General features: G+C 62.0%; 24 protein-coding genes. 11 read left to right on the top strand and 13 right to left on the bottom strand.

Translation table 11 applies throughout. The features are described from left to right. Positions 1-15 precede the first annotated feature (15 nt). The 3 genes from VXL81_RS16760 to VXL81_RS16750 form a co-directional block, all read right to left on the bottom strand. On the bottom strand, positions 16-522 hold the full coding sequence (locus VXL81_RS16760; protein ID WP_340545876.1) for a DUF4112 domain-containing protein: 507 nt from the start codon (positions 520-522) through the stop codon (positions 16-18). Continuing rightward, positions 515-685, bottom strand: coding sequence for a YqaE/Pmp3 family membrane protein (locus VXL81_RS16755; protein WP_014874958.1), 171 nt, complete (start codon positions 683-685; stop codon positions 515-517). The genes VXL81_RS16760 and VXL81_RS16755 overlap by 8 nt, the downstream gene beginning before the upstream one ends. 69 nt (positions 686-754) lie before the next feature. Then, the gene (locus VXL81_RS16750) at positions 755-1096 is read right to left on the bottom strand and encodes a TfoX/Sxy family protein (RefSeq protein ID WP_416534210.1); all 342 of its coding nucleotides are present in this window, start codon (positions 1094-1096) and stop codon (positions 755-757) included. A gap of 239 nt (positions 1097-1335) precedes the next feature. Here VXL81_RS16750 and VXL81_RS16745 point away from each other — a divergent pair, with 239 nt between their 5' ends. Next, on the top strand, positions 1336-2694 hold the full coding sequence (locus tag VXL81_RS16745; protein ID WP_416555269.1) for an alginate biosynthesis protein: 1359 nt from the start codon (positions 1336-1338) through the stop codon (positions 2692-2694). A 110-nt stretch (positions 2695-2804) separates the two neighbouring features. On the opposite strand, the gene VXL81_RS16740 is transcribed toward VXL81_RS16745, so the two are convergent. From VXL81_RS16740 to VXL81_RS16730, 3 genes are all read right to left on the bottom strand, one after another. Then, positions 2805-4562 carry a SulP family inorganic anion transporter gene (locus tag VXL81_RS16740; RefSeq protein ID WP_416555267.1) on the bottom strand — a complete coding sequence of 586 codons (1758 nt, stop codon included), beginning with the start codon at positions 4560-4562 and terminating at the stop codon, positions 2805-2807. A 143-nt stretch (positions 4563-4705) separates the two neighbouring features. Then, the gene (locus tag VXL81_RS16735) at positions 4706-4918 is read right to left on the bottom strand and encodes a DUF2892 domain-containing protein (protein WP_340545873.1); all 213 of its coding nucleotides are present in this window, start codon (positions 4916-4918) and stop codon (positions 4706-4708) included. Between the two features lie 66 nt (positions 4919-4984). Then, positions 4985-5668 carry a Crp/Fnr family transcriptional regulator gene (locus VXL81_RS16730; RefSeq protein WP_416555265.1) on the bottom strand — a complete coding sequence of 228 codons (684 nt, stop codon included), beginning with the start codon at positions 5666-5668 and terminating at the stop codon, positions 4985-4987. 315 nt (positions 5669-5983) lie between these two features. Here VXL81_RS16730 and VXL81_RS16725 point away from each other — a divergent pair, with 315 nt between their 5' ends. The 3 genes from VXL81_RS16725 to VXL81_RS16715 are packed head-to-tail and all read left to right on the top strand — an operon-like array spanning position 5984 to position 8603. Next, complete coding sequence (locus VXL81_RS16725) at positions 5984-7408, top strand: cytochrome ubiquinol oxidase subunit I (RefSeq protein WP_416555263.1); 1425 nt, start codon at positions 5984-5986, stop codon at positions 7406-7408. Between the two features lie 14 nt (positions 7409-7422). Further along, a complete protein-coding gene (cydB, locus tag VXL81_RS16720) occupies positions 7423-8427 on the top strand; it encodes a cytochrome d ubiquinol oxidase subunit II (RefSeq protein ID WP_416546155.1) in 1005 nt (334 codons plus the stop codon). Next, on the top strand, positions 8424-8603 hold the full coding sequence (locus VXL81_RS16715) for a hypothetical protein (RefSeq protein ID WP_416555261.1): 180 nt from the start codon (positions 8424-8426) through the stop codon (positions 8601-8603). The genes cydB and VXL81_RS16715 overlap by 4 nt, the downstream gene beginning before the upstream one ends. A 524-nt stretch (positions 8604-9127) precedes the next feature. Here the strand turns inward: VXL81_RS16715 and VXL81_RS16710 are convergent. Then, positions 9128-9742 (bottom strand): response regulator transcription factor, encoded by a 615-nt coding sequence (locus VXL81_RS16710; protein WP_340545868.1) that lies wholly within the window; start codon positions 9740-9742, stop codon positions 9128-9130. Between the two features lie 350 nt (positions 9743-10092). On the opposite strand from VXL81_RS16710, the gene VXL81_RS16705 reads away from it, so the two are divergent. Together VXL81_RS16705 and VXL81_RS16700 are read left to right on the top strand one after the other, a co-directional pair. Next, complete coding sequence (locus VXL81_RS16705; RefSeq protein WP_340545867.1) at positions 10093-10617, top strand: molybdopterin-dependent oxidoreductase; 525 nt, start codon at positions 10093-10095, stop codon at positions 10615-10617. Positions 10618-10649: 32 nt separating this feature from the next. Beyond that, positions 10650-13289, top strand: a complete 2640-nt coding sequence (locus VXL81_RS16700; RefSeq protein WP_416555259.1) for an ATP-binding protein — start codon at positions 10650-10652, stop codon at positions 13287-13289. Between the two features lie 141 nt (positions 13290-13430). Here VXL81_RS16700 and VXL81_RS16695 read toward each other — a convergent pair whose 3' ends face one another. Together VXL81_RS16695 and VXL81_RS16690 are read right to left on the bottom strand one after the other, a co-directional pair. Next, entirely contained in the window at positions 13431-13604 is a 174-nt protein-coding gene (locus VXL81_RS16695; RefSeq protein ID WP_340545865.1) for a DUF1328 domain-containing protein, read from the bottom strand. Between the two features lie 20 nt (positions 13605-13624). Continuing rightward, entirely contained in the window at positions 13625-14092 is a 468-nt protein-coding gene (locus tag VXL81_RS16690) for a hypothetical protein (protein WP_416555257.1), read from the bottom strand. Positions 14093-14236: 144 nt separating this feature from the next. On the opposite strand from VXL81_RS16690, the gene VXL81_RS16685 reads away from it, so the two are divergent. Further along, positions 14237-14911 (top strand): Crp/Fnr family transcriptional regulator, encoded by a 675-nt coding sequence (locus VXL81_RS16685; protein ID WP_416534243.1) that lies wholly within the window; start codon positions 14237-14239, stop codon positions 14909-14911. A gap of 83 nt (positions 14912-14994) precedes the next feature. Here the strand turns inward: VXL81_RS16685 and VXL81_RS16680 are convergent, their stop codons facing one another. Then, positions 14995-18651 carry a DUF2891 family protein gene (locus tag VXL81_RS16680; protein ID WP_416555255.1) on the bottom strand — a complete coding sequence of 1219 codons (3657 nt, stop codon included), beginning with the start codon at positions 18649-18651 and terminating at the stop codon, positions 14995-14997. Between the two features lie 381 nt (positions 18652-19032). On the opposite strand from VXL81_RS16680, the gene dusA reads away from it, so the two are divergent. The 4 genes from dusA to VXL81_RS16660 all read left to right on the top strand — a co-directional run bounded on the left by dusA (position 19033) and on the right by VXL81_RS16660 (position 22648). Next, entirely contained in the window at positions 19033-20055 is a 1023-nt protein-coding gene (gene dusA / locus VXL81_RS16675) for a tRNA dihydrouridine(20/20a) synthase DusA (protein ID WP_416555253.1), read from the top strand. A 182-nt stretch (positions 20056-20237) separates the two neighbouring features. After that, a complete protein-coding gene (locus VXL81_RS16670; RefSeq protein ID WP_416534198.1) occupies positions 20238-21104 on the top strand; it encodes a sulfite exporter TauE/SafE family protein in 867 nt (288 codons plus the stop codon). 25 nt (positions 21105-21129) lie between these two features. Next, on the top strand, positions 21130-21924 hold the full coding sequence (locus VXL81_RS16665) for a hypothetical protein (protein ID WP_416555251.1): 795 nt from the start codon (positions 21130-21132) through the stop codon (positions 21922-21924). Between the two features lie 55 nt (positions 21925-21979). Beyond that, positions 21980-22648: an HNH endonuclease gene (locus VXL81_RS16660; RefSeq protein ID WP_416546139.1), complete on the top strand. Its 669-nt coding sequence runs from the start codon at positions 21980-21982 to the stop codon at positions 22646-22648. 184 nt (positions 22649-22832) lie between these two features. Here the strand turns inward: VXL81_RS16660 and VXL81_RS16655 are convergent, their stop codons facing one another. From VXL81_RS16655 to ccmI, 3 genes are read right to left on the bottom strand one after another with little or no spacing between them, the layout of a single operon-like run. Beyond that, entirely contained in the window at positions 22833-23066 is a 234-nt protein-coding gene (locus VXL81_RS16655; protein ID WP_416542162.1) for a DUF1289 domain-containing protein, read from the bottom strand. 5 nt (positions 23067-23071) lie between these two features. Next, complete coding sequence (ruvX, locus tag VXL81_RS16650; RefSeq protein WP_416542163.1) at positions 23072-23545, bottom strand: Holliday junction resolvase RuvX; 474 nt, start codon at positions 23543-23545, stop codon at positions 23072-23074. Further along, positions 23542-24792 (bottom strand): c-type cytochrome biogenesis protein CcmI, encoded by a 1251-nt coding sequence (ccmI, locus tag VXL81_RS16645; protein WP_416555249.1) that lies wholly within the window; start codon positions 24790-24792, stop codon positions 23542-23544. Before ccmI ends, ruvX begins: the two co-directional genes overlap by 4 nt. Between the last annotated feature and the right edge of the window lie 136 nt (positions 24793-24928).

Genomic DNA, 24928 nt, shown 5'->3' with positions numbered 1-24928 from the left:
AGTAAGCGGCAGCGATCAGCCGTGGCGCGGCTCTGCGGCCGGGCGCGCGCGGCCCGCGTGCAGCCGACGCGGCAGATCACGGGCGGCCTTCAGTGTTCTGCGGGTTGGGGCGTTGATATGGTCGAACCCTCTGCGGGCCAGCCGTTTGGCCAGAGGCTCGCCCGCCATCGTCTTTTTTTCGAGATGCCGCCTCAGCAGGGCAACATTGCGCAGGTTGGCCTTCCAGCCGATGTCGAAAATGTCACCGATCAGGGGCACGGTGCCGATCAGCGCGTCGATGCCGATGTTGCCGACCATCCGCGCCAATGTCCCGGATGAGGCCCCCATGCGATAGCCCGAGAGCACGATATACCCCGCAGGCGCCAGCGCCAGCGCGTCGCCGACGCCGGGGACCAGCCCCAGAATACTGTCCCAGCCGATCCGCGTGCCGATCACCGGCAGGCGAAATGCGCGGTCCATCCCATGGGCCAGCCGCTCAAGCGATTGCAGGCGGTCTTCCTGCGGGATCTGCAGGTTAGGCATGCTGCGGCTCCCGCGCGATGACCCAGACGGCATGGACGATACCCGGAATGTAGCCAAGCAGGGTCAGCAGGATGTTCAGCCAGAAATGCTTGCCCAGACCGACCTGTAGAAAGACGCCCAGCGGGGGCAGGATGACGGCGGCGATGATACGGATAAGATCCATGAGAATTCTCCCGGATGTGCGGTTGCTGTTGCGAGGACAACGCGCATCATTCGGCAAATGTTCCCGGATTCAGCGCCGTTCGATCACGCCGATCTCGTCCAGCGCCCGCTCCAGAGCCGAGCGATTGGCATCGAAACTGCCCGCCTTCAGCGCATCGAACCGCTTGCGCAGCGCCGCCTTCTCCGCCCCCTTGCAGTCGTTCCAGGGCCGTCCCTGAAGCGCCATCACCAGAACATAATAGCCGATGAAATGCGGTCTGTTGCCAGCCTCCAGCAGGCGGGTGTAGGCGGCATCTGCCCCCAGGGCGCGCAGCGCCTCGGCCGAGGTGATCCCTGCCTTGCGACAGGCCTCTTCAAAGGCGGGGCCGAGATTGCGGATCGACGACACAGGGGTGGAGGCAGATGCGGACATATCGGGAACATACTCAAGGCATCTCTGCCTGTCACGACCGTATTTTAAGGAAATTTGAAACATTTCTATGATGAATTGTGCCAAGGCCCAACGCTAAGGTTGTGCGGGTACTATCCTTTTTCGCGCTTCAAAACGCCCACTGGATAGAAGATCGCAAGCACCGACTTCCCTAGTGTGAGATCAACACGCCATCCCTGGTTCAAGCCAGACACGCCACGATACGCCGAAAGGAATGCAGCATGATCTATCCCATCGTTCTCGCCGGAGCCACAGACGCCGATGTCACCAATGGCGCCGACATGGTGCCGATGCACTTTGAGGATGCTGCCGGTGTCCAAAGCCGCTTCCAGACCTTGCTGTCGGCCGTTGCCACTGCCGAGTTCCACGCCCCGACCGTGCTCACCTGCGGCGCTTTTGCCGAGGTGGCGGCCACCCAGATGGAGGCGATGAAGGTCGCGGGCCAGCTGCTGCTGGAGCCGGGCGCCACCAAAACCGCTGCCGGCACAATTGCAGCGCTGCACAGCCTGAAGGCGGCTGCCGACAGCCTGGTGCTGATCCTGCCTGCGGATCAGGATTTTGACGATGCGGATCAGCTTCAGGATGCTCTGGCTCAGGGGATGCAGGCGGCCCAGAACGGCGATATCGTGATGCTCGGCGTGCAGACCGATCGCGCCTGCCGCAGCCACGGCTATATCGAATGTGCACGCAGCCTCAACTCAGAAGGCGCCACCCCGGTCAGCAGCTTCCTCGATCAGCGCAACCCGGCCTTTGATGGCTGGCGTGATCAGCCTGCCGCCAAACTCTGGAGCACTGGTATCTATCTGGCGCGGCTCGACACTTTGATGGCCGCATACAAGAAACACGCCGCCCGCATTCTGATGCCCGCAAAGGCTGCCGCCACCCGCGGTATGAAAGTCGACGGGATCCTCGCGCTTGATGCCGACAGCTACCGTCGGGCCCGCAGCAGCACCTTCGAAAGCGCGATCCTGTGCCATGCCGCGCGCTTGTCCGTGGTCGAAATGGATGCAGGTTGGGACGAGATGTCGGCCTGGCAGGTGGAACCGGAAGTTGCCAGCGACGCCGAGTGGGAGGCTTGGTTGGCCGGCAGCGTCTCGGGCGAGGCGACCTGGTGCAAGACCATGCCGCACAGCCGCAAGGATGGCGCGCAGGGCCCCGCCGAGATGACCCAGACCGCAACCGGTGTCAGTGACGCTGCGAGCCTGGCCAGCTGGTACGCCGATCAGCTGAGCGAGGGCGCCTCCCGCAACAGCAGCGAAACCGAAACCGAGAGCTGGGGCCGCAGCGAGACCCTCGACACCGGCGCTCATCACATTGTCAAACATCTGACCGTCTTGCCGGGGCAGAGCCTGCCGCTGTCTGTTGCGACCCTTGGCACCTACTGGCGGGTGGTCGAAGGCTCCGCGATGGTGACCTCGGATGAGCGGGTGCGGATGGTCTGGCGTGATCAGAGCCTCACCAGCGGTGGCGAAATCCAGCGAATCGACAATATCGGTATCCGTCCGCTGCGCTTGGTCGAAGTGGCCCCGGCCCGCAGTGCCAAGATGTCGAAGCGCAAGTTTGTCCAGGTGGTTGCCTGACCCGATCAGAGCGGCGCGAAAACCTCTCGCCGGTCGCAATCCGCGGATAGCTAACCGCCGAACAGCAGGCCGCGACAGTCAGCGGCCCGCTGTCTGTGTCCAGCACCAGATTATCCGCCGTGCAGCCCGGGGACTGAGATTCGCATGGCCGCATCTTTCGGGCATAGGGCTTCTACCGCGTCGTGCTGACTGAGGAAGACCTGACCGCTCAGATGCGTCAGAAAATCGCCGCGCCGCAATCGGTCCATCACCGGTCCTTTGACCTCCGACAGATGCAGGGTGACCCCCATCTCCGACAGCCGGTGCATGATCTCCTCCAGCGAGTCCAGCGCGCTCAGGTCAATGTCATTGATCGCTGAGCATTGCAGCACCACATGGTCGATCTGCGGATCATCGGCGACCCGCCGGTGAATGCAGTCCTCCAGAAATCGCGCATTGGCGAAAAACAGGCTCTCATCCACCCGCAGCGTCAGCAGGCTGGGGTGGGTTTCCACCTCGTGACGCAGGACATTGCGGAAATGCTCGGTGCCCGGCACCCGCCCGACCTCGGCAATATGCGGGCGCGAGGATTTGTAAAGATGCAGCAGGATCGACAGCAGCACCCCGGCGGTGACCCCGGCCTCGACCCCCAGCAGCAGGGTCAGCGCGATGGTGGCCAGCACTGCGGCAAAATCCGCCTTCGAATAGGCCCAGCTCCGCCGCAGGATGGAGAAATCGACCAATCCAAGAACCGCCGTGATGATGGTCGCCGCCAGGGTCGCTTTTGGCAGGAAGTAGATCAGCGGTGTCAGCGCAACGGCGGCAATGGCCAGCCCGATGGCGGTAAACGCCCCCGCAGCCGGGGTTTCGGCGCCGGCATCAAAATTCACGACGGAGCGGGAAAATCCCCCCGTCACCGGGAAACCACCGGTAAAGGCCGCGCCGAGATTGGCGCTGCCAAGGCCGATCAGCTCCTGATCCGGGTCAATACGCTGGCGCCGTTTCGCCGCCAGGGTCTGCGCCACGGAGATGGATTCGACAAATCCAATGACCGAGATCAGCACCGCCGGCAGTATGAGCTGCGCCAGCAGCTCATACGACAGATCCGGCAGGGTGAAGGGCGGCAGCGCCTGTGGGACGGCCCCGACAATTCTGACCCCGCGCTCCGCCAGATCCAGCCCCCAGACCGCAAGCGTCGTGGCAATCACGGCGGCGACCGGTCCGGCCTTGGTCAGGAAGCCGGCCAGCGGTGCGCTGACCCCAAGCGCACGCAGGGCGGGGTTCAGCCCATGCCGGACCCAGACCAGAAACCCCGTCGCCCCAACCCCGATCAGTGCCGTCGGCCAGTTCAGCTCAGACAGGTTCTGTGCCAGCGACAGGAGCAGTTCGGGCAGCGTGTGCCCGTCGGCATTCACCCCCAGCACATGTTTGATCTGGCTGGTGGCGATCAACACGCCGGAGGCGGTGATAAAACCGGCAATCACCGGATGTGACAGGAAATTGGCCAGAAACCCAAGCCGCAGCAGCCCCATCGCCAACAGGATCGCGCCGGATAGCGCCGCCAGCGACAGTGCTGCAACCCCGTAGCCGATGCTGCCCTGCGCTGCGATCTCGCTCAGGCTGGCGGCCGTCATCAGCGAGACCACCGCCACAGGTCCGACGGCCAGCGCCCGGCTGGTGCCAAACACCGCATAAAGCAGGATCGGCACGATAGAGGCATATAGCCCGGCCTCGGGCGGCAATCCGGCCAGCAGGGCATAGGCCAGCGATTGCGGGATCAGCATGATCGTCACGATCACCGCAGCGATCAGATCATTGGTGAGGTTCAGGCGGCTATACGCCCGCCCCCAGGTCAGCAGCGGCACATAGCGGATCAGCAGAGGAGGCATTCAGGTCTTTCTTCGCGTGACACCGGACCGGGGGGCGGTTCGGTAGCGTTTGGCGGTCAGGGCGCTTGGCATGATGTTGAACAGTGATCACCACGTCGGGTCAAGGGCGCGCAGGACGCGACAGCGCCGCGCGCCGCAACCTGTCAGCGCCGACAGCTGCGCAGGCCAAGAATCGTATAGATCGGGCAGCTGCGCGTCAGCGCCACCAGCAGCATGACACTGCCAAGCGCCACCGACAGCAGTTTCGCCCAGCCTGCGGCAAAGATGGCATAATCACTGAGAAAGGGGGCGGCGATCAGCCCAACACCGAGCATCAGCCGAATGGCCCGGTCAAGCGTACCTATGTTTCTGGTCATCTGGTCACTCCTTTGCGATGTCTCCCACCAGAAAACGCCGGTTCTGCGCAGATGTCTGTGACTAAGTCACCCTTGCTGCGCGCCACCCGCAGCCAGCCGCTGCAATGCCGCGCGGTCGAGGATATCGACACGGCCGCGTGCCAGTTGCACCCAGCCGCGACGCTGGAACTCCTGGATCTGCCGCGAGACCACCTCGCGCGCGGTGCCCAGATCGACCGCCAGCTGTTGATGGGTCACGGCGAGGTGATCGCCAGCCGCGGCCAGATCCAGCAGCGCCTGTGCCAGTCGCACATCGACGCGCTGAAACGCGACCTCGTCGATCACCAGAAACAGATCGGTAATCCGTTTGGAGAAGGCCGAAAACACAAAGCTGCGAAAATCCGCAGAGGCGGCGACCAGGGCGTCAAACACTGCACGGGGCAGGATGGCTGCGGTTACTGCGGTTTCGGCAATACCCTCTGCTGCATAGTCCTCATAGGCCAGCAGGCAGGCGGTGGTCAGCACGCAGCTTTCGCCCGCGTTGATCCGATACAGCAGGATCTCGCGGCCCGTCTCGGAAACCTGCTGCACCCGTACGGTGCCATCCAGCAGGAACAGCATGTTTTCCGGGGATTTGCCGGGGCCAAAGATCACCGTGCCCCGGGGCAGGCTCAACTGAGACGACTGCGCGAGAATATGCGCCCTGGTCTCGTCATCCAGTCGGGCCAAGCCGGGAAAGCGCTCTATCCAGGGGGCCTGTGCCTCGGTCATATCTGCATCTCCGTTTCTGCCTGCGCCAATGTGCCGCCGCCCGCGCTCCGCAGGTCCGGTCTGGTGGGGGCGGGGGAACCGGCAGGTAAATCCGCCCCTGATGGTCCTGAACCCGCGCTTGCCGCGTGGCTGCGCGAGGCCTAGCATAGCGGAATAGGCTTGGAATAACTGAGACCTGTCGCCGCGCTGCGGCTTTCTGCCACCTGCAACTTCTCCACCACGTACTAACTTCTGTGCCAATGGATCGCTCGCTCCGGCACTGTCCGGCAGGCCAGACCGAGGCGGGCGGCGCAGTTTCTAGGAAAGTGACCAGATATGTTCGATGGGCTGACAGCCGAGACACTGGCACGCATGCAATTTGCGTTCACCGTCTCGTTTCACATCATCTTCCCGGCGTTTTCCATCGGGCTTGCCAGCTACCTCGCGGTGCTGAACGCGCTGTGGCTGCGGACCCGGGACGACACCTATTACACGCTGTTCGAATACTGGAAAAAGATCTTCGCCGTTGCCTTTGGCATGGGGGTCGTCTCGGGCATCGTGATGTCTTACCAGTTTGGCACCAACTGGTCGGTGTTCTCGGACAAGACCGGCCCGGTGCTCGGGCCGCTGATGGCCTATGAGGTGCTTTCGGCGTTTTTCCTGGAGGCCGGGTTTCTCGGGATCATGCTGTTTGGCCGTGCCCGCGTCGGCGATGGGCTGCATATGTTTGCAACCGCCATGGTGGCCTTTGGCACGCTGATGTCGGCCACCTGGATCCTGAGCGTGAACAGCTGGATGCAGACGCCGGCGGGCTATGCCATCAACGAGGTGGGCCAATTCGTACCGCAGGACTGGTGGCAGATCGTCTTCAATCCGTCCTTCCCCTATCGTCTGGTGCATATGGTGCTGGCGGCCTTCCTGACCACGGCACTGGTGGTGGGCGGTGTCGGCAGTCTGCACCTGTTGCGCGACAAGACCGATGTGGCGGCGCGGCGGATGTTCTCCATGGCGATGTGGATGCTGGTTCTGGTGGCGCCGATGCAGATCGTGGCCGGCGATATGCACGGGCTGAACACATTGGAACACCAGCCCGCCAAGGTGATGGCCATGGAAGGCCATTTTGACAGCCATCCCGACGGCGCCCCGCTCATCCTCTTTGGTCTGCCCAATGCCGAGACCAAGACAGTCGACTATGCCATTGAAATCCCCAAACTCTCCAGCCTGATCCTGAAACATGACCTGAACGCACCGCTGGCAGGGCTCGATACGATCCCCGATGAAGATGAGCCGCCGGTGGCCATCGTCTTCTGGAGCTTCCGGGTCATGGTCGGCCTTGGCTTTGCCATGCTCGGCCTTGCGCTCTGGTCGCTCTGGGGGCGTCTGCGCGGGCAGCTCTATGAAAACCGCGGGCTCCAGCGGGCCTCGATCCTGATGGCACCGATGGGCTTTGTTGCGGTTCTGGCCGGCTGGATCACCACAGAGGTCGGGCGGCAGCCCTTCACCGTCTACGGGCTACTGCGCACGTCCGACAGTCTGGCACCGGTGGCAGCGCCGGCAGTCGCCGCTTCACTCACGGCCTTCATCGTGGTCTATTTCTTCATCTTCGGCGCCGGAACTTTCTACATCCTGCGGATGATGAACAAAGTACCTGCCACCCGGAACTTGGGGCTGCGCGACGGGCCGATCCGGGCCGCAGGGATCACTCCGGCGCAGCAGGTCGATCCCGATGTCACCGATCAACCCACCCCACAAGGCAACTGACAAAGGTCCTCGCTATGCTGTTTGAACTCTCCTTTATCTGGGCCGGGATCATCGCCTTTGCGGTGCTGACCTATGTTGTGCTCGACGGGTTTGACCTTGGCGTCGGGATCCTGTTCCCCTTCGCCGGTTCCGAACGCGATCGGGCCACCATGATGAACTCCATCGCCCCGGTCTGGGATGGCAATGAAACCTGGCTGGTGCTGGGCGGCGGCGGGCTGTTTGCGGTGTTCCCGCTGGCCTATGCGGTGATCATGCCAGCGCTCTACATGCCGATCACCCTGATGTTGCTGGCGCTGGTGTTTCGCGGTGTCGCCTTTGAATACCGCTGGCGCACCACCCGCTGGCGTGGCGTCTGGGACGTCGCGTTCTTTGGCGGCTCTGTTGTGGCGGCGATCATGCAGGGCATCGCGCTGGGCGCCCTGGTACAGGGGATCGAGATCGAGGGCCGCGCCTACGCAGGCGGCTGGTGGGACTGGCTGACCCCGTTTTCGCTGATCACCGGCCTGGCAGTGCTGACCGGCTATGCGCTGCTTGGTGCGACCTGGCTCTACATGAAGACCGAGGGTGATCTACAGCATCAGATGCGCGGCTATACGCGCTGGCTCGGCGTCGTCACATTAGCGGCAATTGCGCTGGTCAGCCTGCTCACCCCGTTTCAGGACCCGGAGTATTTCCGCCGCTGGTTCAACCTGCCGGGCAGCCTGTTCAGCCTGTTGGTACCGGGGCTGGTTGTGGCGTGCAGCTACGCGCTGTTTCAGGGGCTGAAGGGCGCGCGCGACGCCCAGCCGTTTCTGGCAGCACTTGGGCTCTTTGTGCTGGGTTTCATCGGCATTGGCATCAGCTTCTACCCGTTCATCGTGCCGCCGGGTCTGACCATCGCCGAGGCCGCCGCCCCGGATGAAAGCCTGATGTTCACGCTGGTCGGCGCGGTGGTGCTGGTGCCTCTGATCCTGGCCTATACCGCCTATGCCTATTGGGTATTTCGCGGCAAGATCAACCCGGAGGAGGGCTATCATTGAGCACGTCCGAACAGCCTCCTGAGGGGTCAACCACACCCCGCGGCAGCGCCAGTCCCGAAGCAAAGGTCAGGCATCACCCGCTGGGGCGGCTGCTGTGGTTTGCGGTCATCTGGTGTGCCAGCGTCGGGGTGCTGGCCTGTGTCGCGGCGCTGATCCGCTGGGCCATCGTACCTTAGGCGCGCGCCGGTTTTCTGAGTGCAAAGGCCAGCCGCGATGCAGCCAGGTCACGTCAAGTGGTCGGCCACGTCATGTAATCGACCACCGCATAGGTGGCCACCGGCTGAGGTCGCAGCTGTACCGGGGCCGTCGCAGGCGCCTACTCGCAGGATGGGCGCCGCAACAAGTGGCAGCTGCCGAAGGCGGCTTTCCACCTCCTGGCAGATCGGGCGGACACGATTCGTCGCATCGGTTTCGGGATCAACAGCCCTGCGACACAGACCTACGGCTCAGACCCGGACACCGATCCATAGCCGGACACCGATCCAGCTCCGACATAGACGCGGACCCAGACACAGCTCTGCACGCCTGCGGCGTCTCACGACAGGCCGACCTCGCTGGGCAGAGCCAACAGTTTTCACCGAATACGTTTCACCAACCACAGGCCCCACCCATCGCAGCCCCTTCAAGATGGATCCAGCGGTCATGCCCACATAAAGGCGCAGTCATTTGTGGCGCCGAGAGCTGCCCGTCAACGCAGCCCTTAGAACAGGCCTGCTTCCTTCGCGGTGAGAGCGGCCTGGGTGCGGTTCTTGGCCTCCAGCTTGCGGCACAGCGTGCGCACATGCAGCTTGATCGTCACCTCCTGCAACTCAAGCTCGCGGGCGATTTCCTTGTTCGACAGGCCGCGGCACAGCCCGTCCAGAACCTCGATCTCGCGCGGGCTGAGTTTTTCGGCAAGCGGATGGGCAGGGGCCTCGGCCTCCTTGCGCATCAATTCAACGGGCACATAGATTTCGCCGGCACTCATGAAGCGGACCGCGTTCAGCAGCGATTGGGCGCCCATGGTTTTGGGAATGAAGCCAATCGCCCCGGCATCCAGAGCCTCCTGAGCAGTCCGGGTCGGCGCGCTGCCGGAGATGATCGCAACCCCCTTGCCGCCATTGGCCTTCAGCGCCGTTCCCAAACCATCCAGCCCCTGCATTCCTGGCATATTGTAATCCAGCAGGACCAGATCATAGGGGCCGTTCTCTTCGATCTCGCTCAGCGCGCCAGGCAGATCGACGGTCGAGGTTACTGCCGCGCCGCCTTCTGATGTCAGATAAGCGGAAATGGTTTCACGCACCATGTCGTGGTCGTCCGCCAATAGAATACGCATGTAAGCTCCTGCAAAGTACCGGCCTGAACGTCAGCATACCCTCAATTTGGTTGATAAAAAGTCAATTCCACGCAACCGCAGCGCGTGCAGGGGCGCCTTTTGATGTTACCCGGACTTTGTACAGGCAGGTATTCCCCGCATCATTGCGGCCGTCGAGGCATAAAATCGGCCGGAATTGCCAAAAAAATGCAGCGCTGGTTACGAATCCTATACCAAAGAATAGCAGTCTATCCGCAGGAACAGATGCTCTGGACGGCGGTTTGTGACAGGTTCGACCCAGATCAAGAATGTGCATCACCCGGTAGCGGGGCCGCAATCGGCGGAATGGCACAGGCAAAAGGATAGACGCGATGAAATACTGGCACCTCCACATTGTAGCCCTGCTTGCAGCGGTCACATTGCTCTGCGGTCTGGCCCCTCAGGACGCCCGGGCGTCCCAATCCGGCGAGACGGTTCTGACCGTTGCCGTCAAACCCCAGAACGGCGGCGATACGCAGCAGTTCGTATTCTCGATGGATGAACTGCGCAGCCTGCCGGTCGCCCAGTTCGATACCCGTACCATCTGGACCTCCGGCGAACAGGCCTTTACCGGTGTCAGCCTGGCTGCGTTGCTGGCCCATGTCGGTGTGGATCAACATCAGGCCGGTGTCGTCGTGGCACGGGCAATCAACGATTATGCCGTGGAGATTCCGGTTTCAGACGCCACCAATGGCGGGCCAATGGTCGCCTACGAGCGCAATGGCGCAACAATGTCGGTCCGCGACAAGGGCCCGTTGTGGATTGTCTACCCCTACGACAGCGATCCGACCTACCGTACTGAGGCGGTTTATTCCCGCAGCATCTGGCAGCTTGAGGAGATCACGATAGGCGAATGACCCGAACAGGCATAGGCACAGGTCTTTCATAGGTGCGGCTCAGGGAAAACCCTCTGCTGTCGCGCAGCGTCCTCATCACCGTGGGCTTGGTTCTCGCCTTGCTCGCGGTGCAGTCCGTTCGGCTGGGGCGCGAGGTGCTGGTGCGTCTGGATGGCCTGTCAACCGCCGCCACCGACAGCCTGCAATGGACCCTGTCACAGGCCGAAATCGAACAGCTGAAACTGGAAAACGCGGTGCTCTCCGCCCGGAGTGAGCAGGATCTGTCTCAGGTCCGCCGCGAATTCGACATCCTCTACAGCCGGGTCGCCACCATCCGCGAAAGCCGCACCTTCAAACCGGTGCGGGACGAACCCGAAAACGCCCGGGTTCTGGCGCGGGTCATGTCGCGGATCGACCGGCTGATCACCTATATCGACGGCCCGGATGAGGCGCTCCTGTTCGGGCTGCCCCAGGTGCGGGACATGCTGCGGGACAATCGCGCCGATCTGCGTGTTCTGGCGCTGGCCGGGTTGACGGAACATGCCCGCACAACCGAGGAAAAACGCCTCAACCTCTTTGCGATCCTGTCACGGCTGGCGTGGGTGGTCCTCGCGCTCTGTGTGGCGCTGGGGCTGACGGCATTGATGATGGGACGGCTTTACCAGCGCGGCAAGCGGCTGGCGGAGCGCACACGCTTTGCCGTCAGCCGGATGCGCGCCATGATCACATCATCGCTGGATGCCATTCTGGTGGTTGGTGACGACGGGCGCATTCAGGAGGTCAACGGCGCCGCCGAGACGATCTTTGGCTATTCGCGGGGCGAGGCTACGGGCGCCGATATGGCGGATCTGATTGTCCCCGATCACCTGCGCGACGCCCATGAGCAGGGCATGCAGGCCTATCGGTCCGGGGCGACGCCCAAGGTCATCGGGCAGGGGCGTATCCAGCTGGAAGCAAAGCGTAAATCCGGCGAGGTCTTTCCGGTGGAGCTGTCGATTACGGCCAGCCAGTCGGCAGAAGAAACCGTCTTTGTCAGCTACCTGCGCGATATTTCTGACCGCATCGCTGCGGAGGAGGCGCTGACGCGCGCCCGCGATGAGGCGCTGGCCGGTGAACGGGCAAAGGCGGATCTCCTCACGGTGATGAGCCACGAAATGCGGACGCCGCTTACCGGTGTTCTGGGCGCGGTTGAGCTGCTGGACGGCACGCCGCTCACCGCTGATCAGCGTGAATACCTGTCGGCGATCCGCGACTCCGGCGATCGCCTGATGGCCCATGTCAACGACGTCCTGCAGCTGTCACACCTGGAAACCGGCGTCGAATATGAACATCAGCGCATCTTCGATCTTTGCGATCTGGTGCAGGAACTGGTCGATTCCCATCAGGCCGTGGCGCGCCGCGGCCGCAACGATCTCAGCCTGCATTGCAGCCTTGGCCCCTGTGACGAAGTCCTCGGCCGCCCCGTCGCTCTGAAGAAGGTGCTGGTCAACCTTGTTGAAAACGCGTTGCAGTTCACCACCGATGGCGCGGTGTCAATCGACGTGCTGCGGGTGAGGGGCAGCGATACCGTGGAGATCTGCATTGCCGACACCGGGGCCGGCATCGCTGAGCATGATCTGGACCGGATCTTTGAAGATTTCATCCGGCTGGACGCCAGCTATGCGCGCAGCAGCGAAGGCACCGGTCTGGGTCTTGCGATCACCCGTCGTATCGTGGTGTCGATGGGGGGCGAGATCACCTGCGAAAGTGAGCTGGGGGAGGGCAGCCTGTTCACCATTTCGCTGCCACTGCCGGCCTCGGACGGGCGCGGGCGGATCGGTCAGGCGACCCCCGATACGCCGCTGATTGCGAATGCGGCACAGACGTCTCCGCAGCCCGGCGATACAGCCGCGGATGAGGCACAGTGCGCGCGGATCCTTGTGGTCGAAGACAATGAAATCAATCGCATTCTTGTCGAACGGATGCTGATCACGCTTGGGCATGAGGTGGTGCTGGCTGAGGGGGGCGCCGAAGGGGTGGAGGCCGCACGGCGCGAGGATTTTGATCTGATCCTGATGGACATCAGCATGCCTGAAGTAGACGGGATCGAGGCCACCCGCCGCATCCGCGCCGAGGCGCTGGCGGAGGGCACGCAGATTGTCGCGCTGACGGCCCATGTCGGGCAGCAGGATCACGCACGGATCCTGGCAGGCGGGCTTGCCGAAGTGGTCACCAAGCCGGTGAGCAAGCAGGCATTGGCAGAGGTGATTTCACGCCGCGCCAGAATGCAACGCAGCGCCGCAAAAGAGGTCGCCGGACAGCCGCCCGCACAGCTGCCTGCCGCGCCTCCCAGCCAAATGCCCATGGCGCAGCCTGCACCGCAGCCAGCCGAGGGGCAATCGGACATAACGCAATTTTTTCATGCGCTTGGTGCTGAACGTGGGGCGCAGTTCCTGCACGGCTACAGTGACGAGGTCGATCAGTTCCTGACCGATCTGCGCGCGGCAGATGAGCTGGGGCAGGCGCACCGGCAGGAGGCACACAGGCTCGCTGGTTCCGCCGCGGTGCTGGGCTTTACCGCGCTGCGGGAGGCCCTGCTGACGCTTGAACATTCGGAGATGGACGCCATGCCCGATCTGATGCCCCTCATGGCCGAGTGGGAACAGGCGAGTGCGGAAATCGGTGGATATCTTCCCGGCAAGGCGGCCGGCTGAGCAGCCGCGTGCAAAAGCAAAAACGGCGCGCCGCTGACCCAGAATGGGCATTGGCGCGCCAAGACATGTAACACCGGCTATCAGGTCATGAGATGCCGACCCATGCGGGGCTAAAACCGGCGGCATTTGGCCAGACGGCGTTTAGACCGGCGGCTTACCCTTGAGTGCGCGCATGACCATGGCCACGACGAACAGCACCAGGAATATGAAGAACAGGATCTTGGCGATGCCTGCCGATGCCCCGGCGATGCCGCCAAATCCGAGTAGGGCCGCGATCAGCGCCACGACCAGAAATGTAATTGCCCAACCAAGCATTCTCTCTCTCCTCCAAAAGGTTAGTCCACGATCCGCAGATGAGGAGACAACGTTTCAGCTTGCGAATTGTTCCCGGCAGGTTTCCTGGCCCCCTTGCGCCGCGGCGTCAGCCAGCTCTTGATCATTGACGCCGAAAACGGGCGAAACAGCACGGGCCAGGGGTAGGTGCCTATGTCGGCAAGCTCCAGTTCAGCCTCAGCCCGGGTGCCCATCAGAACCAATGTGCCAGACCGCGCCGCAATGATCTCGTCCAGTTTCAGCTGGTCGATCTGTGCACTGCCGACCTCGGCAAAGACCACGGCCAGAGTGTTGCTCTTGCAGATATCCGGCATGGCCGCGTCGATCGACGGATGGCACAGCACCTCGGCGTTGGTCTCGCATTCATGAATTGTATCTGAGATATCGCAGGTGGTCAGATGATCCTGTGTTGCAATGATATAAATTGGGGTTTCCGCAGCGGTCGTATTGACCGGAACATCGTCTTGCATAAGCTGATAGACCTTCGTTTCGTGCATTCTGCGCCGAATTCAGCCTGCTCGCATTAATCTGTGACATACCATTTAGGGAATAATCCAGTGTCGACCACCGATTGCAAAGATTGTCCCCTGCGGCATCGTGATGTGTTCACGCCGATGACGGAGCAGGAGCTGGCGTTTACCCAAGGGTTCAAGACCGGCGAACTGGTTGTCGATCCGGGCACCACGATCCTGCTGGAAGGGTCAAACAGCCCGCAGCTCTACACCGTGCTAAAAGGGATGGGGACCCGCTACACCACGTTGGAGAATGGCCGTCGGCAGGTGATAAACTTTATTTTTCCTGGTGATTTCATCGGTTTGCAGGCCGGTCTTATGGGGGAGATGAAACATTCGGTCGAGGCCACAACAGCAATGACGCTCTGCGTGTTTCGCCGGTCCGAGACCTTTCGCCTGTTTGAACAGAACCCGGCGCGGGCCTATGATCTGACCTGGATCGCCGCCGTGGAGGAGCATTTCCTCGGCGAGACCATCGCTTCGCTCGGGCAGCGCGACGCTTCGCAGCGGATTGCCTGGGCGCTGGTGAAAATCTACCTGCGGCTGCGCGCTGTCGGTCTTGAGGTCGGCAATACGGTTCCGCTGGCCTATCGTCAGCAGGATCTGGCGGATGCCCTTGGTCTGTCGCTGGTCCACACCAACAAGCGGCTTAAGGTGCTGCGGGATGCGGGCCTTGCCGAATGGCAGAACGGGCTCTTGTCGATCACGGATCTTCAGGCGCTGGCAGACCTGGCGCTTGTCGATCTGGAAAAACCCGAAACGCGCCCGCTGATCTGACCGATCAGCCGCCTGGACGCAGGCAGGGTGCGGCGCCTACAGCGACCGCAGCAGCTTTCGAACCCTGCCTGCCATTCTCCCGATCAGAAGATGAAGTCTTCTTCCTCAAGCTCCTGATCGGACTGGATCGTCACCAGTCTGGTTCCCTCATCAAGCTCAATATTGAAACTGGTCTGCCCGTCGGAATGGCTCAAGGCTGCCATCAGGGCTTGGGGATCGGCGAAGAAAGAAGTCAGAGCAGAGACATCAATCTGATCAGCGTCGCCGTTTTGCCCAAAGTCGGTGATCTGCACTGACCCGGTATCCGCCGTCACGGCAAAGACGTCGTTCCCAGCGCCGCCGGTCAGAACATCGTCACCCGCGCGGCCATTGAGGATATCATCGCCGTCGCCGCCATTCAGGTAGTTGTCCGCATCGTCGCCACGCAATGTGTCATCGGCGGTGCCGCCCAGAATGTTTTCAATGCGGGTGTAGCTGTTGTGGTACTGATCCGTTCCCGTGTTGAGATCAATGTTGAAGCCATAGCCGCGAACATCTGAATTCGCGATGTCATAGGTATCGCTCCCCGCGCCACCATCAAACACGTCGCCGGTTCCGTCGTCAAAACCCGCGCGCAACGTGTCGTTGCCGTGGCCGCCCCGCAGGATGTCCTTGCCGTTGCCTCCGTCGAGCACATCAGCGCCATACCGCCCGGAAAGCGTGTCATTGCCATTGCCGCCATGCAGATAGTTGCGCGAGCCGTTGCCAAGCAACCGATCATTCGTATCGCTGCCCAGAATGTTCTCGATACCCGAGTAGGTATTGCCGTATTGATCCGTGCCATCCCGGAGATCGATATTGAACCCATAAACGCTGACATCGGAATTTGCGATGTCATAGGTATCTCTGCCCGCGCCACCGATAAAGACATCGCCGGTGCCATCGTCAAAACCGGCACGCAGGGTGTCATCGCCAGTGCCGCCGTCCAGGGTATCCTTGCCGCCCTGGCCGTCCAGCAGATCATCGCCCGCCCCTCCGGAAAGCAGATCATTGTCATTGCCGCCGATCAGGATATCTGCACCATCGCCGCCGGCGCCGGGCACCCAGTCATCAATCTGCGTGGTCAGGCTGCCATCCGGGTCAGCCACCGGCAGCTGCGTCGGCAGGTCGGCTGCAAAAGACGCGAAGTTCGGCAGCCAATGGCCAGGCCCGATGTTGGCGCCCATTTCCGCAGCATAAGTTTCGGTCCATTCCACAACATTCGAATAGGCATGATAAAAGGCCGGGTTCTCTGTTTCGGCAAACATCGCCCAATAGCCATAGGCCGAAGAGATCGCGATACCAGCCGAATGCGAAAACCCGACCCCCGCATCCAGACGTGCACCTTCGGTATCCAGCAGGTCTTCAAGCGAACCATCGGTGACGCTCTGCAACATCTGGGCATGGATGTCGTCAAACAGCGCCGTATCTGTTTCTCCCGCAATCACATGGGCATAGGCCGAGAGCGAAAGCGACGAAAAGAAATCGCCCTCATCAATTTCCGTCTCCCCGGATACATTCGTATCCGACTGAATTTGCTCAAACATCTGCATGTAACGCGCTTCAGCCGGCGCATCGTTCTGATGCTGGGCGTATTGGATCAGATTTGCGATCTGCCAGTTTGCATCACCGTAGGAGCCCGTACCCGCATCGGAAGTTCCGGCTTCAATGCGTTGGGACAGACGGGCCTCCAGTTCGGCGGCAAAATGATCACCGGCAGGTGCCAGGTTGTCGATGCCATTGTCCTGAAGCTTGGTGTCGAGTTTCAGCAGCCACGCCCAGCCATAAGGGTCGTTATGGGTGAGGTCGATTTCGCCCTGTACGTCCTCGGCGGAAAAACGGTCATCGGCAAAGGCCTGCAACCCGGCTTGATCACCTGTGGCCTCATAGGCCGCAACATTGGCCAGATGGGCATGCACGCTGGAATGCCAGTCAACCGAGCCATTGAAAATCGGCGCTGTGGCATGACCCCGTGCGTCAAGATACCGGTCGGCCAACGCATCAAAGGTGGTCAACAGCTCATCATCGGCATCGCCATTGAGGTAATCCGTCTCCAGCACTGGATCACCCGGGTCGGTAACACCGTCGTCAGGATCGGAGGTGTCTCCTCCGACTTCCTGCCAGATGGCACCGGTTTCGCTGACAACCAGTTCCAGGTCCTGCTGGCTGACTTCGGCACCATTCGGATCAGTCCCGATGACGGAGATTTCATAGATATGGTCCCGGTCCAGATCCCAGACCTCTTCGTAATTTGGCGTGAACCAGCTCTGATAGGAGACATCGCCGCTGTCAGGATCAACCAGGAATATCGCGGCGTCGTGCCCCGTCAGCGTGTAGGTTACACCGGCAGCGTTTTCCCCCTCCCAGACGCCTGCACCGGGGTCTTGCTGATCCGAGCCGCCGTTGCCAGGATTGGGGATGTCGCCAGTGGCGTCCTGCCAGGTGGCACCGGTTTCGCTGACAACCAGTTCCAGATTCTGCTGGCTGACTTCGGCACCATTCGCATCGGTCCCGATGACAGAGATTTCATAGATATGGTCCCGGTCCAGGTCCCAGACCTCTTCGTAATTTGGCGTGAACCAATCCTGATAGGAGACATCGCCAGTGTCAGGATCAACCACGAATATCGCAGCGTCCTGCCCGGCCAGCGTATAGGTGACGCCAGTTCCGCCAGTTCCGCCTGTGCCTGTGCCTGTGTCGACATCAGGCGGAGGTGTGTCGGGGCCTGTGCCACCGCTGCCGGTATCACCGCCGCCGAATTCGGTCGGACCTTCGCCGGTGTCGGTACCGGTCAAGGCGCCAGACAGCCCAAGATCCGCCGCTGTCAGGGGTGTTTCATGCTGGATCGTGATCACGAGCTCCCCACCGGTGACATTGAGGTTCAACGTGGTCTGATAGGGGCCGAAGGTCATGCCGGACGACACCGCCTCCGCTGAACCATAGCCAGTCAGCTCCGACAGATCGATCATATCCGCAGCGCCATTTGCGCCGAAATCGGTGATCAACAGGCGGCCCGGCACGTCTTGGATCAGAAAGATATCGTCGCCATCCCCGCCGGAAATTGTATCGCTGTCGCCGCCACCGGAAAGCAGGTCATTGCCGCTGCCGCCGCTCAGCAGGTCATCACCGCTGCCGCCCAGCAGCGTGTCGTTGCCAACACCTGCGGTCATCGTGTCGCTGCCCGAGCCGCCTTCTGCATAAAACGACGAACCGGCCAGGGCGCCATCGACAATATCATCGCCCGCATCCATGAAAATCCGGTCGGAGTCTTCGAACGTACCGATGAACGCGATGTCGTTTCCGTTCCCGCCATGGATCTCATCATTGCCCTGGCTGCCGGCCAGCACGTCATTGCCGTCGCCGCCATAGACAGTGTCGGTGCCAATGCTGCCAATCAGATGGTCGTCACCACTGCGCCCAAAGATAAGATCATCACCGTCGCGGCCAAAAACATGGTCATTGCCCGCGCCTGTGTCGATCACATCATTGCCGTATAGCCCCTCGATTTCGTCATCGCCGTCACCGCCTATGAGGGTATCGTCGCCGTGCCCCCCCCGCAGCGTGTCATTCCCGCTGCCGCCGACAAGTGAATCATTGCCCGCATCTCCGATCAGGCTGTCGTCGCCCCCCAGCCCAACGAGCGTATCCGCGCCCGCCGTGCCCATGATCGTGTCTGCGTTGACTGTTCCTCTGACGGGGTTCACCGGATTTACTGGCATCATCTTTCCTTCGCACAACGGAAATCGTGAATTAACGGATTTCAAATCGTCTAGCACGAAAGCAGGTCATCAATAGATTTATGGAGAAAATCGGGCCAAATTGCCCGGAAATGGTTAATAATGATGGTCAATGTTTAGCTAAATTTTTCTAGAAAACCCGGACTGTTTCCAGAACGCGCCCAATCCATTTGATCGGCCCCAGCTGATCAGTCCGCTATCGTCGTCAGGGGCAGAACAGATGGGGGCATTGGCTTAGCAGCGCTTGCAGGCGGGTGCTGGAACTTGGGGTTGAAACAGTGCTACACGGCGCCGTCGGTGCTACAGTCTGTAGCGCCGCACCCGATAACGGGGCTGAATCGGGCCAGATCGAGGGAAACGGTGACAATGGAAAACTCGAAAAACCAAGAAGAAAAAAGGTTTTCCGAAGTTCGGAACGCGGCGCGTCTTTCCGTGGCTCCCATGATGGACTGGACCGACCGCCATTGCCGGTATCTGCACCGGCTGCTGAGCCGTGAGGCGCTGCTTTATACCGAGATGGTAACGGCACCTGCCTTGGTGCGGGGCGGGGCGTTGCATCTATTGGACTTCAGTGCCGAAGAGCATCCGGTGGCGCTGCAACTGGGCGGCTCTGACCCGGAGGAGCTGGCGCAGGCTGCCGTGTTCGGCGCCGAGGCGGGCTATGATGAGATCAATCTCAACTGTGGCTGCCCGAGCGACCGGGTGCAGTCGGGGGCCTTTGGCGCCGTGCTGATGAAAACGCCGGATCTGGTGGCCGATTGTGTTGCTGCGATGCGGGCAAAGGTCGATGTCGAGGTGACGGTGAAATGCCGCATTGGCGTTGATGACCAGGACCCGAAGGAGGTGCTGCCTGCCTTTCTTGAACGGATCGCGGCGGCGGGCTGCGAGCGGGTGACGATCCACGCGCGCAAAGCCTGGTTGAAGGGGCTGAGCCCCAAGGAAAACCGCGATATCCCGCCCCTCGACTACGAGATCGTGCATCAGATGAAGGCGGAATTCCCGCAGCTGCATATCTCGCTCAACGGAGGGGTCGCACGGCTGGAGGATGCGCTCCTGCATCTGGAACGGGGCCTTGACGGCGTCATGATCGGTCGCGCCGCCTATCATCAGCCCAGCGATATCCTGTCACAGGCGGATCCGCTCATTTTTGGCAGCGGCAGCGGAACCGATCCGGTCGCGGTTGTCGGGCAGATGCTGGGGTATATCGACGATCAGATGGCGCAAGGTGCGCGGTTGCATCAGATCACCCGGCATATGCTGGGGCTGTTTGCAGGCCGTCCGGGGGCGCGCAATTGGCGGCGGGTTCTGTCCGAAGGCGCCAGCCGGCCGGGCGCGGATACAAGGTTGGTGGAGACCGCCCTGGAGCAGGTGACAGGCCTCGCGGCCTGATCCACCGGCGCAGCCCTGCGACCACGGGTCACCGCCATTGGCTGCTAAGCCGCACGAATTCCTGAGACAATTTTTGCCCGCCCATGCTAGGGGATGGGAATGTCAGCGCAAGACAGCCGCCCATATCCGCTGCGGATGGGGGCGGTCTGCGGCCGCTGATCCGGGTAAGAGGAGAGCCGCCGATGTCAGCCCTGACAACCAGTCTTGTGACCACTGCCACCCTCTGGCCCGAGCCTGCCGTGCTGGCGCAGATGGCCGGTCTCTTGATCGTGACAGGCGCGGTGGCCGGGGTTCTGGCGGGCCTGCTGGGGGTTGGTGGCGGCATCGTTCTGGTGCCTGCGTTTTTCTACGTGTTTCAGACGCTGGGCTATGGGGGCGACCAGCTGATGCAGATGTGTCTGGCAACGTCTCTGGCGACGATCATCGTGACCTCTCTGCGCTCGGTGATGAGCCACAACAAGAAGGGTGCCGTGGATTGGGACATCCTGCGCGGCTGGGGGCCCGGAATTGCCATCGGCGCCATCGTCGGCGTCACCGTTGCGGCCTCTTTGCGGTCAACCACATTGCAGGCGCTGTTTGGCGTGCTGGCGCTGGTGATCGGCTGTTACATGGCCTTTGGCCGCTCCGATTGGCGGCTGGGCAACGAGATGCCCAAGGGCGCGCGCCGCATCATCCTGTCCCCCATGGTCGGGTTCCTGTCGGTGTTGATGGGCATCGGCGGCGGCAGTTTTGGCGTGCCATTGATGAGCCTGCATGCCACGCCCATTCACCGGGCTGTGGCCACGGCGGCGGGCTTTGGTGTGATCATCGCGGTGCCGTCGGTGATTGGCTTTCTGTTCCTGCCGATTGATCCGTCGGCGCGCCCGCCGCTGACGCTTGGGGCGGTCAATATGGTTGCCTTTGTGGTGGTGATCGCGATGACGCTGATCACCGCCCCCTGGGGGGTGAAGCTGGCCCATGCGATGGATCCGAAACCGCTGAAACGGGTGTTTGCGGTCTTTCTGATCCTTGTTGCGCTCAATATGCTGCGCAAGTCTCTGGGCTTCTGATTTCAGGTATTGGTAAGGTTTTGCAATGGATTGGCAGCGGTTCTTGACAAAGGGGTGGTGTGATTTTCCGGCCCATGCTGCCACATTGGCCTGGGCGCGCCACGCCCATCAGGCCGGGATCCGGGCCCTTAACGATCCGACCAATGCCGATTGGCTGCAATGTGAGGGCACCTGGTTCATCGGTGTTGATGCGCTGCCCAATGACGGGCGCGGCCAGCTGCCGGAGGGGCCGCCGCTGGCCGGCCCCGCCATCGACTTCATCAGCGCCCATCTTGGCGGCCTGCCGGATCTGCATCGCGCGCAGGTCTCCTCTGTCTTCCCGGGCTATCCACGGCCGCGCCCAGGTGAGGGGGAGGCGGCGCTGCGCTACCGGATCAACCGCGACGCGGCGCATGTGGACGGGGTGAAGATGTTCGGGGAGACCCGCCGCCGCCGGGTCGAGGAACCCCATGCCTGGGTGCTGGGGCTGCCGCTGAATGTCAGCAGTCCCGATGCTTCGCCGCTGGTGATCTGGGAGGGCAGCCATGTGATCATGCGCCGCGCCTTTGCGGCGCTGTTTCAGGGCGTCCCTGCGCAGCAATGGGGCGAGGTGGATGTGACCGACGCCTATACCGCTGCCCGCCGGGAGGTGTTTGACACCTGCCGAAGGATCACGGTTTCAGCCCGCCCCGGTGAGGCCTATCTGATGCACCGGCTGTGCCTGCATGGTGTCGCGCCATGGCCCGAGGGGGCCAGCGCCCCCGAAGAGGGCCGCATGATCGCCTATTTCCGTCCCGAGCTGGCGAATTGGACCCAGAGGTGGCTGGCGGAGTGGGAGTAGAGGGCATCATTGGGTTCTTCAGTGTTGAGATCACTTTAGTTGGGAAGGACGTTGGGTGAAGTCACTTAGAGAATATGGTGTCGAGGCTCAGCACCTGCGGCAGGCTTTGGAGAGCTTTAAGGCCGGGAACCACCATGGTGTCAAATACACGCCGTCAACCAGCACCTACATTCTATGCCGTATTGATTTTGAGCTATGGGATCTAAAACCGGTGGTGCGTATGGCATTGCGCCTAGTGGGCGAAAATATTGATCCGAACAATTTTACATCTCAACGGTTCCAAGGCGAGTTATCGACCCTTGGATATCATATTGTTCGGTTCGATGAACTCCGGCAGCGCCGCCTTGGCATGCGAGGGTTCGATGCAGATGAATTGATTGCTCCGCATCGTGTATACGTACCACCCTTCATGGCGGAGAAACGCAATGGATTTGCTTTTCCCGATGTTACAGGTGGTCAAGCGGGGCCAGCTCTCAGAAAGGGCGTGAGCAACCGGTTCGTTCGAAACTCCGAAGTTAGTCAACGAGTGAGACAGAGGGCCAACGGTATCTGTGGCGCGTGTCAAAACAAGTCTTTCGAAACCCCAAATGGTGGGTGGTTTTTGGAGGTGCATCACAAAAAATGGCTAAGCGAAGGCGGTGCTGATGTTGAGGAAAACATGATTGCCCTCTGTCCGAACTGCCACCGTCAGGAGCATTTCGGTAAGAATCGAAGGTACCGATGAATGAGGTGCCGGCAGATAAAAGGTCAGCATCCCTGCCTGAATGTTTCGCGTGCGAAACAATGGGTCAGCAGTTATTCCGCATGATTTTCAGAAGGTTACCGGGGAGTGCGCAACCATTGGCGGGCAAAAGCCGAGCGCTGTCAGCCCGCTATCCGTTGCCGCGCGACATGTGCCGCGCGCCGCGTTAGCTGCGGTTTAGGCGGGCGCTGCGGCCGCCGCGGCGCTTGGTCAGCTCCTTGGCGCGGTCGGGCAGGGCTGCGAGCAGCTCGGTGCGTTCTTCGTTGCTCATCTTTGACCAGCGGGTGATTTCGTCGATGGAGCGATAGCAGCCGGTGCAGATCCGCGCCTCGGGGTGGACGACACAGATTTGGATGCAGGGGGACTGCACCTCGTCACGTTTCCAGACCTCGTCACTCATGCGTTTTATCCCACCTTGATATGGCGCATGCGATCCAGCGCCCCTTGCAGGATATACGATGCGGCAACATGGTCGATCACCTCTGCGCGACGCTTTCGGCTCGTATCCGCCTCCAGAAGCGCCCTTTCGGCGGCGACCGTGCTCAACCTTTCGTCCCAGAAGCCGATCGGCAGTTCGGTCAGCTTGGCCAGATTGCGGGCAAAGGCGCGGGTTTTCTGGCAGCGCGGCCCTTCGGAGCCGTCCATATTGCGCGGCAGCCCCAGCAGCAGGGCGCCGACCTCGCGGGTCTTGACGATCTCGAACAGGCGGTCGGCATCCAGGGTGAATTTCTTGCGCCGGATGGTTTCCAGCGGCGTCGCCACGGTGCCCATACGGTCGGAGATGGCGACACCAACGGTTTTGTCGCCAAAATCCAGCCCCGCAATCGGGGTGAAGGCGGGGACGGCTGCGGCGAAGGCTTCGAAGTCGTCATGGATCATTGGGTCAGTCCTGCATTTTTCGCGGCTTCGGTGATGGTGGCGAGCGCCTCTGGCATCTCGGCAAAGACCTCTTGTGCCTCCGCGTAGATCGCCTGCGCGCGCTCGGTCTCTTGCAGAACGGCAAGGGCGCCGATCAGCCGCGCCCATTCCTGCGGTGTGCCGCCGCTGTCGGCCAGCCGCTGCGACAGCCCCTCGACCATGCCGCGGATCATCTGCTGGCGTTCCTGCGCGCTCATCTCCCCGGCCGCGGCGATATCGTCCTGGCTGGGACCCGAGAGCGCCGGGGTCCCGCCGGGGGCCGGTCTGCTGCCGGGGGCGATCGGCGTATAGTCGACCCCGGCGCGATAGGCGATATCCTCGATCTGGGCGGAGATGGCGGTGATCCAGGGGGCGCCCTCCGGGCCCATGGCCAGGGTCTCGCTCCAGACCTCATAGGCGAGGTCCGGGCGGCCGATCTGCGCCATCATCAGCCCCCAGTAGTAGCGCGCGCCGCCATCAAAGCGGTTGAGCGTCAGTGCGGTGCGCAGGGCGTCCTCGGCCTCTGGGGAGACATAGCCGCCTGCGGCCATGATCTGCAGCTCTGCCAGCTCGCCGAAATCGCGCGCCTCGACGTCGCCGGACATGATGCGGATGTAATTGGCCTTGGCCTGTGCGGCGGCGGCGAAATTGCCGAGGTTCGCCTCATGCTGGGCGAGCAGCGCCTGGCCCTGGGCGTCGTTGGTGCGGGCGGCGGCGGTTTCGCGCAGCTGATCGACCAGGGTCGCGTATCCGGGTTCCACCACGCGTTCGGGGCGGGCGGGGGCATCGGCCTCAGCTTCGGCCTGCGAGGGGCGGCTGGCGGCGCGTTCGGCGGCGGCATCAATCCGCAGCTGCAGGCCCAGATCGCTGTATCCGGGTGCCCCGAGATTGGCATAGAGCAGATAGGTGCCGGCGCAGATCACAGTGGTCAGCACAACAGCGGTTGCGCCGGTCAGCAGGCGCGGCTGCGAGCGGCGGGTGGCGGCGGCCTGCGCCTGGGCATCGGCGGTCAGGATGCGGCGCGAAATCTCTGTGCGGACCCGTTCGGCGTCGCCCTCCTGCAGCACGCCACGCGCCAGATCCTTGTCCACGTCGCGCAGCTGCTGGCGATAGACCTGAAGATCATAGGCCGCAGCAGGCGCGCCGCTGTCACGGCCCCGCAGTAGCACAAGGGACAGCAGAATGGCCGTGGCCAGCGTGATAAGACTGATGACAATCCAGAAGGTCATGGCGGCTCCCGCAGTTTCACACTCATGTATAGGGGCGCAGGCGCGGAAAAAAGGCCTAACTGCTGCGGCGCGCTGTCCCGGCTGGTCGGAGGGCCGCCTGCGCGCCAAAGCACAGGCAAAGCTCAGCCTACAGCTT

Origin of the sequence: Phaeobacter sp. JH204B, assembly GCF_048055755.1 — a bacterium.
Taxonomy (GTDB): Bacteria; Pseudomonadota; Alphaproteobacteria; order Rhodobacterales; family Rhodobacteraceae; genus Phaeobacter; species Phaeobacter bryozoorum.
This window is presented reverse-complemented; position numbering and strand designations above follow the sequence as displayed.

Excerpts from the sequence above, each read along its gene's own strand:
- VXL81_RS16760 (WP_340545876.1), bottom strand. The coding sequence starts at position 522 with ATGCCTAACCTGCAGATCCCGCAGGAAGACCGCCTGCAATCGCTTGAG.
- VXL81_RS16755 (WP_014874958.1), bottom strand. The coding sequence starts at position 685 with ATGGATCTTATCCGTATCATCGCCGCCGTCATCCTGCCCCCGCTGGGC.
- VXL81_RS16750 (WP_416534210.1), bottom strand. The coding sequence starts at position 1,096 with ATGTCCGCATCTGCCTCCACCCCTGTGTCGTCGATCCGCAATCTCGGC.
- VXL81_RS16745 (WP_416555269.1), top strand. The coding sequence starts at position 1,336 with ATGATCTATCCCATCGTTCTCGCCGGAGCCACAGACGCCGATGTCACC.
- VXL81_RS16740 (WP_416555267.1), bottom strand. The coding sequence starts at position 4,562 with ATGCCTCCTCTGCTGATCCGCTATGTGCCGCTGCTGACCTGGGGGCGG.
- VXL81_RS16735 (WP_340545873.1), bottom strand. The coding sequence starts at position 4,918 with ATGACCAGAAACATAGGTACGCTTGACCGGGCCATTCGGCTGATGCTC.
- VXL81_RS16730 (WP_416555265.1), bottom strand. The coding sequence starts at position 5,668 with ATGACCGAGGCACAGGCCCCCTGGATAGAGCGCTTTCCCGGCTTGGCC.
- VXL81_RS16725 (WP_416555263.1), top strand. The coding sequence starts at position 5,984 with ATGTTCGATGGGCTGACAGCCGAGACACTGGCACGCATGCAATTTGCG.
- cydB (WP_416546155.1), top strand. The coding sequence starts at position 7,423 with ATGCTGTTTGAACTCTCCTTTATCTGGGCCGGGATCATCGCCTTTGCG.
- VXL81_RS16710 (WP_340545868.1), bottom strand. The coding sequence starts at position 9,742 with ATGCGTATTCTATTGGCGGACGACCACGACATGGTGCGTGAAACCATT.
- VXL81_RS16705 (WP_340545867.1), top strand. The coding sequence starts at position 10,093 with ATGAAATACTGGCACCTCCACATTGTAGCCCTGCTTGCAGCGGTCACA.
- VXL81_RS16695 (WP_340545865.1), bottom strand. The coding sequence starts at position 13,604 with ATGCTTGGTTGGGCAATTACATTTCTGGTCGTGGCGCTGATCGCGGCC.
- VXL81_RS16690 (WP_416555257.1), bottom strand. The coding sequence starts at position 14,092 with ATGCAAGACGATGTTCCGGTCAATACGACCGCTGCGGAAACCCCAATT.
- VXL81_RS16685 (WP_416534243.1), top strand. The coding sequence starts at position 14,237 with ATGACGGAGCAGGAGCTGGCGTTTACCCAAGGGTTCAAGACCGGCGAA.
- VXL81_RS16680 (WP_416555255.1), bottom strand. The coding sequence starts at position 18,651 with ATGATGCCAGTAAATCCGGTGAACCCCGTCAGAGGAACAGTCAACGCA.
- dusA (WP_416555253.1), top strand. The coding sequence starts at position 19,033 with ATGGAAAACTCGAAAAACCAAGAAGAAAAAAGGTTTTCCGAAGTTCGG.
- VXL81_RS16670 (WP_416534198.1), top strand. The coding sequence starts at position 20,238 with ATGTCAGCCCTGACAACCAGTCTTGTGACCACTGCCACCCTCTGGCCC.
- VXL81_RS16665 (WP_416555251.1), top strand. The coding sequence starts at position 21,130 with ATGGATTGGCAGCGGTTCTTGACAAAGGGGTGGTGTGATTTTCCGGCC.
- VXL81_RS16655 (WP_416542162.1), bottom strand. The coding sequence starts at position 23,066 with ATGAGTGACGAGGTCTGGAAACGTGACGAGGTGCAGTCCCCCTGCATC.
- ruvX (WP_416542163.1), bottom strand. The coding sequence starts at position 23,545 with ATGATCCATGACGACTTCGAAGCCTTCGCCGCAGCCGTCCCCGCCTTC.
- ccmI (WP_416555249.1), bottom strand. The coding sequence starts at position 24,792 with ATGACCTTCTGGATTGTCATCAGTCTTATCACGCTGGCCACGGCCATT.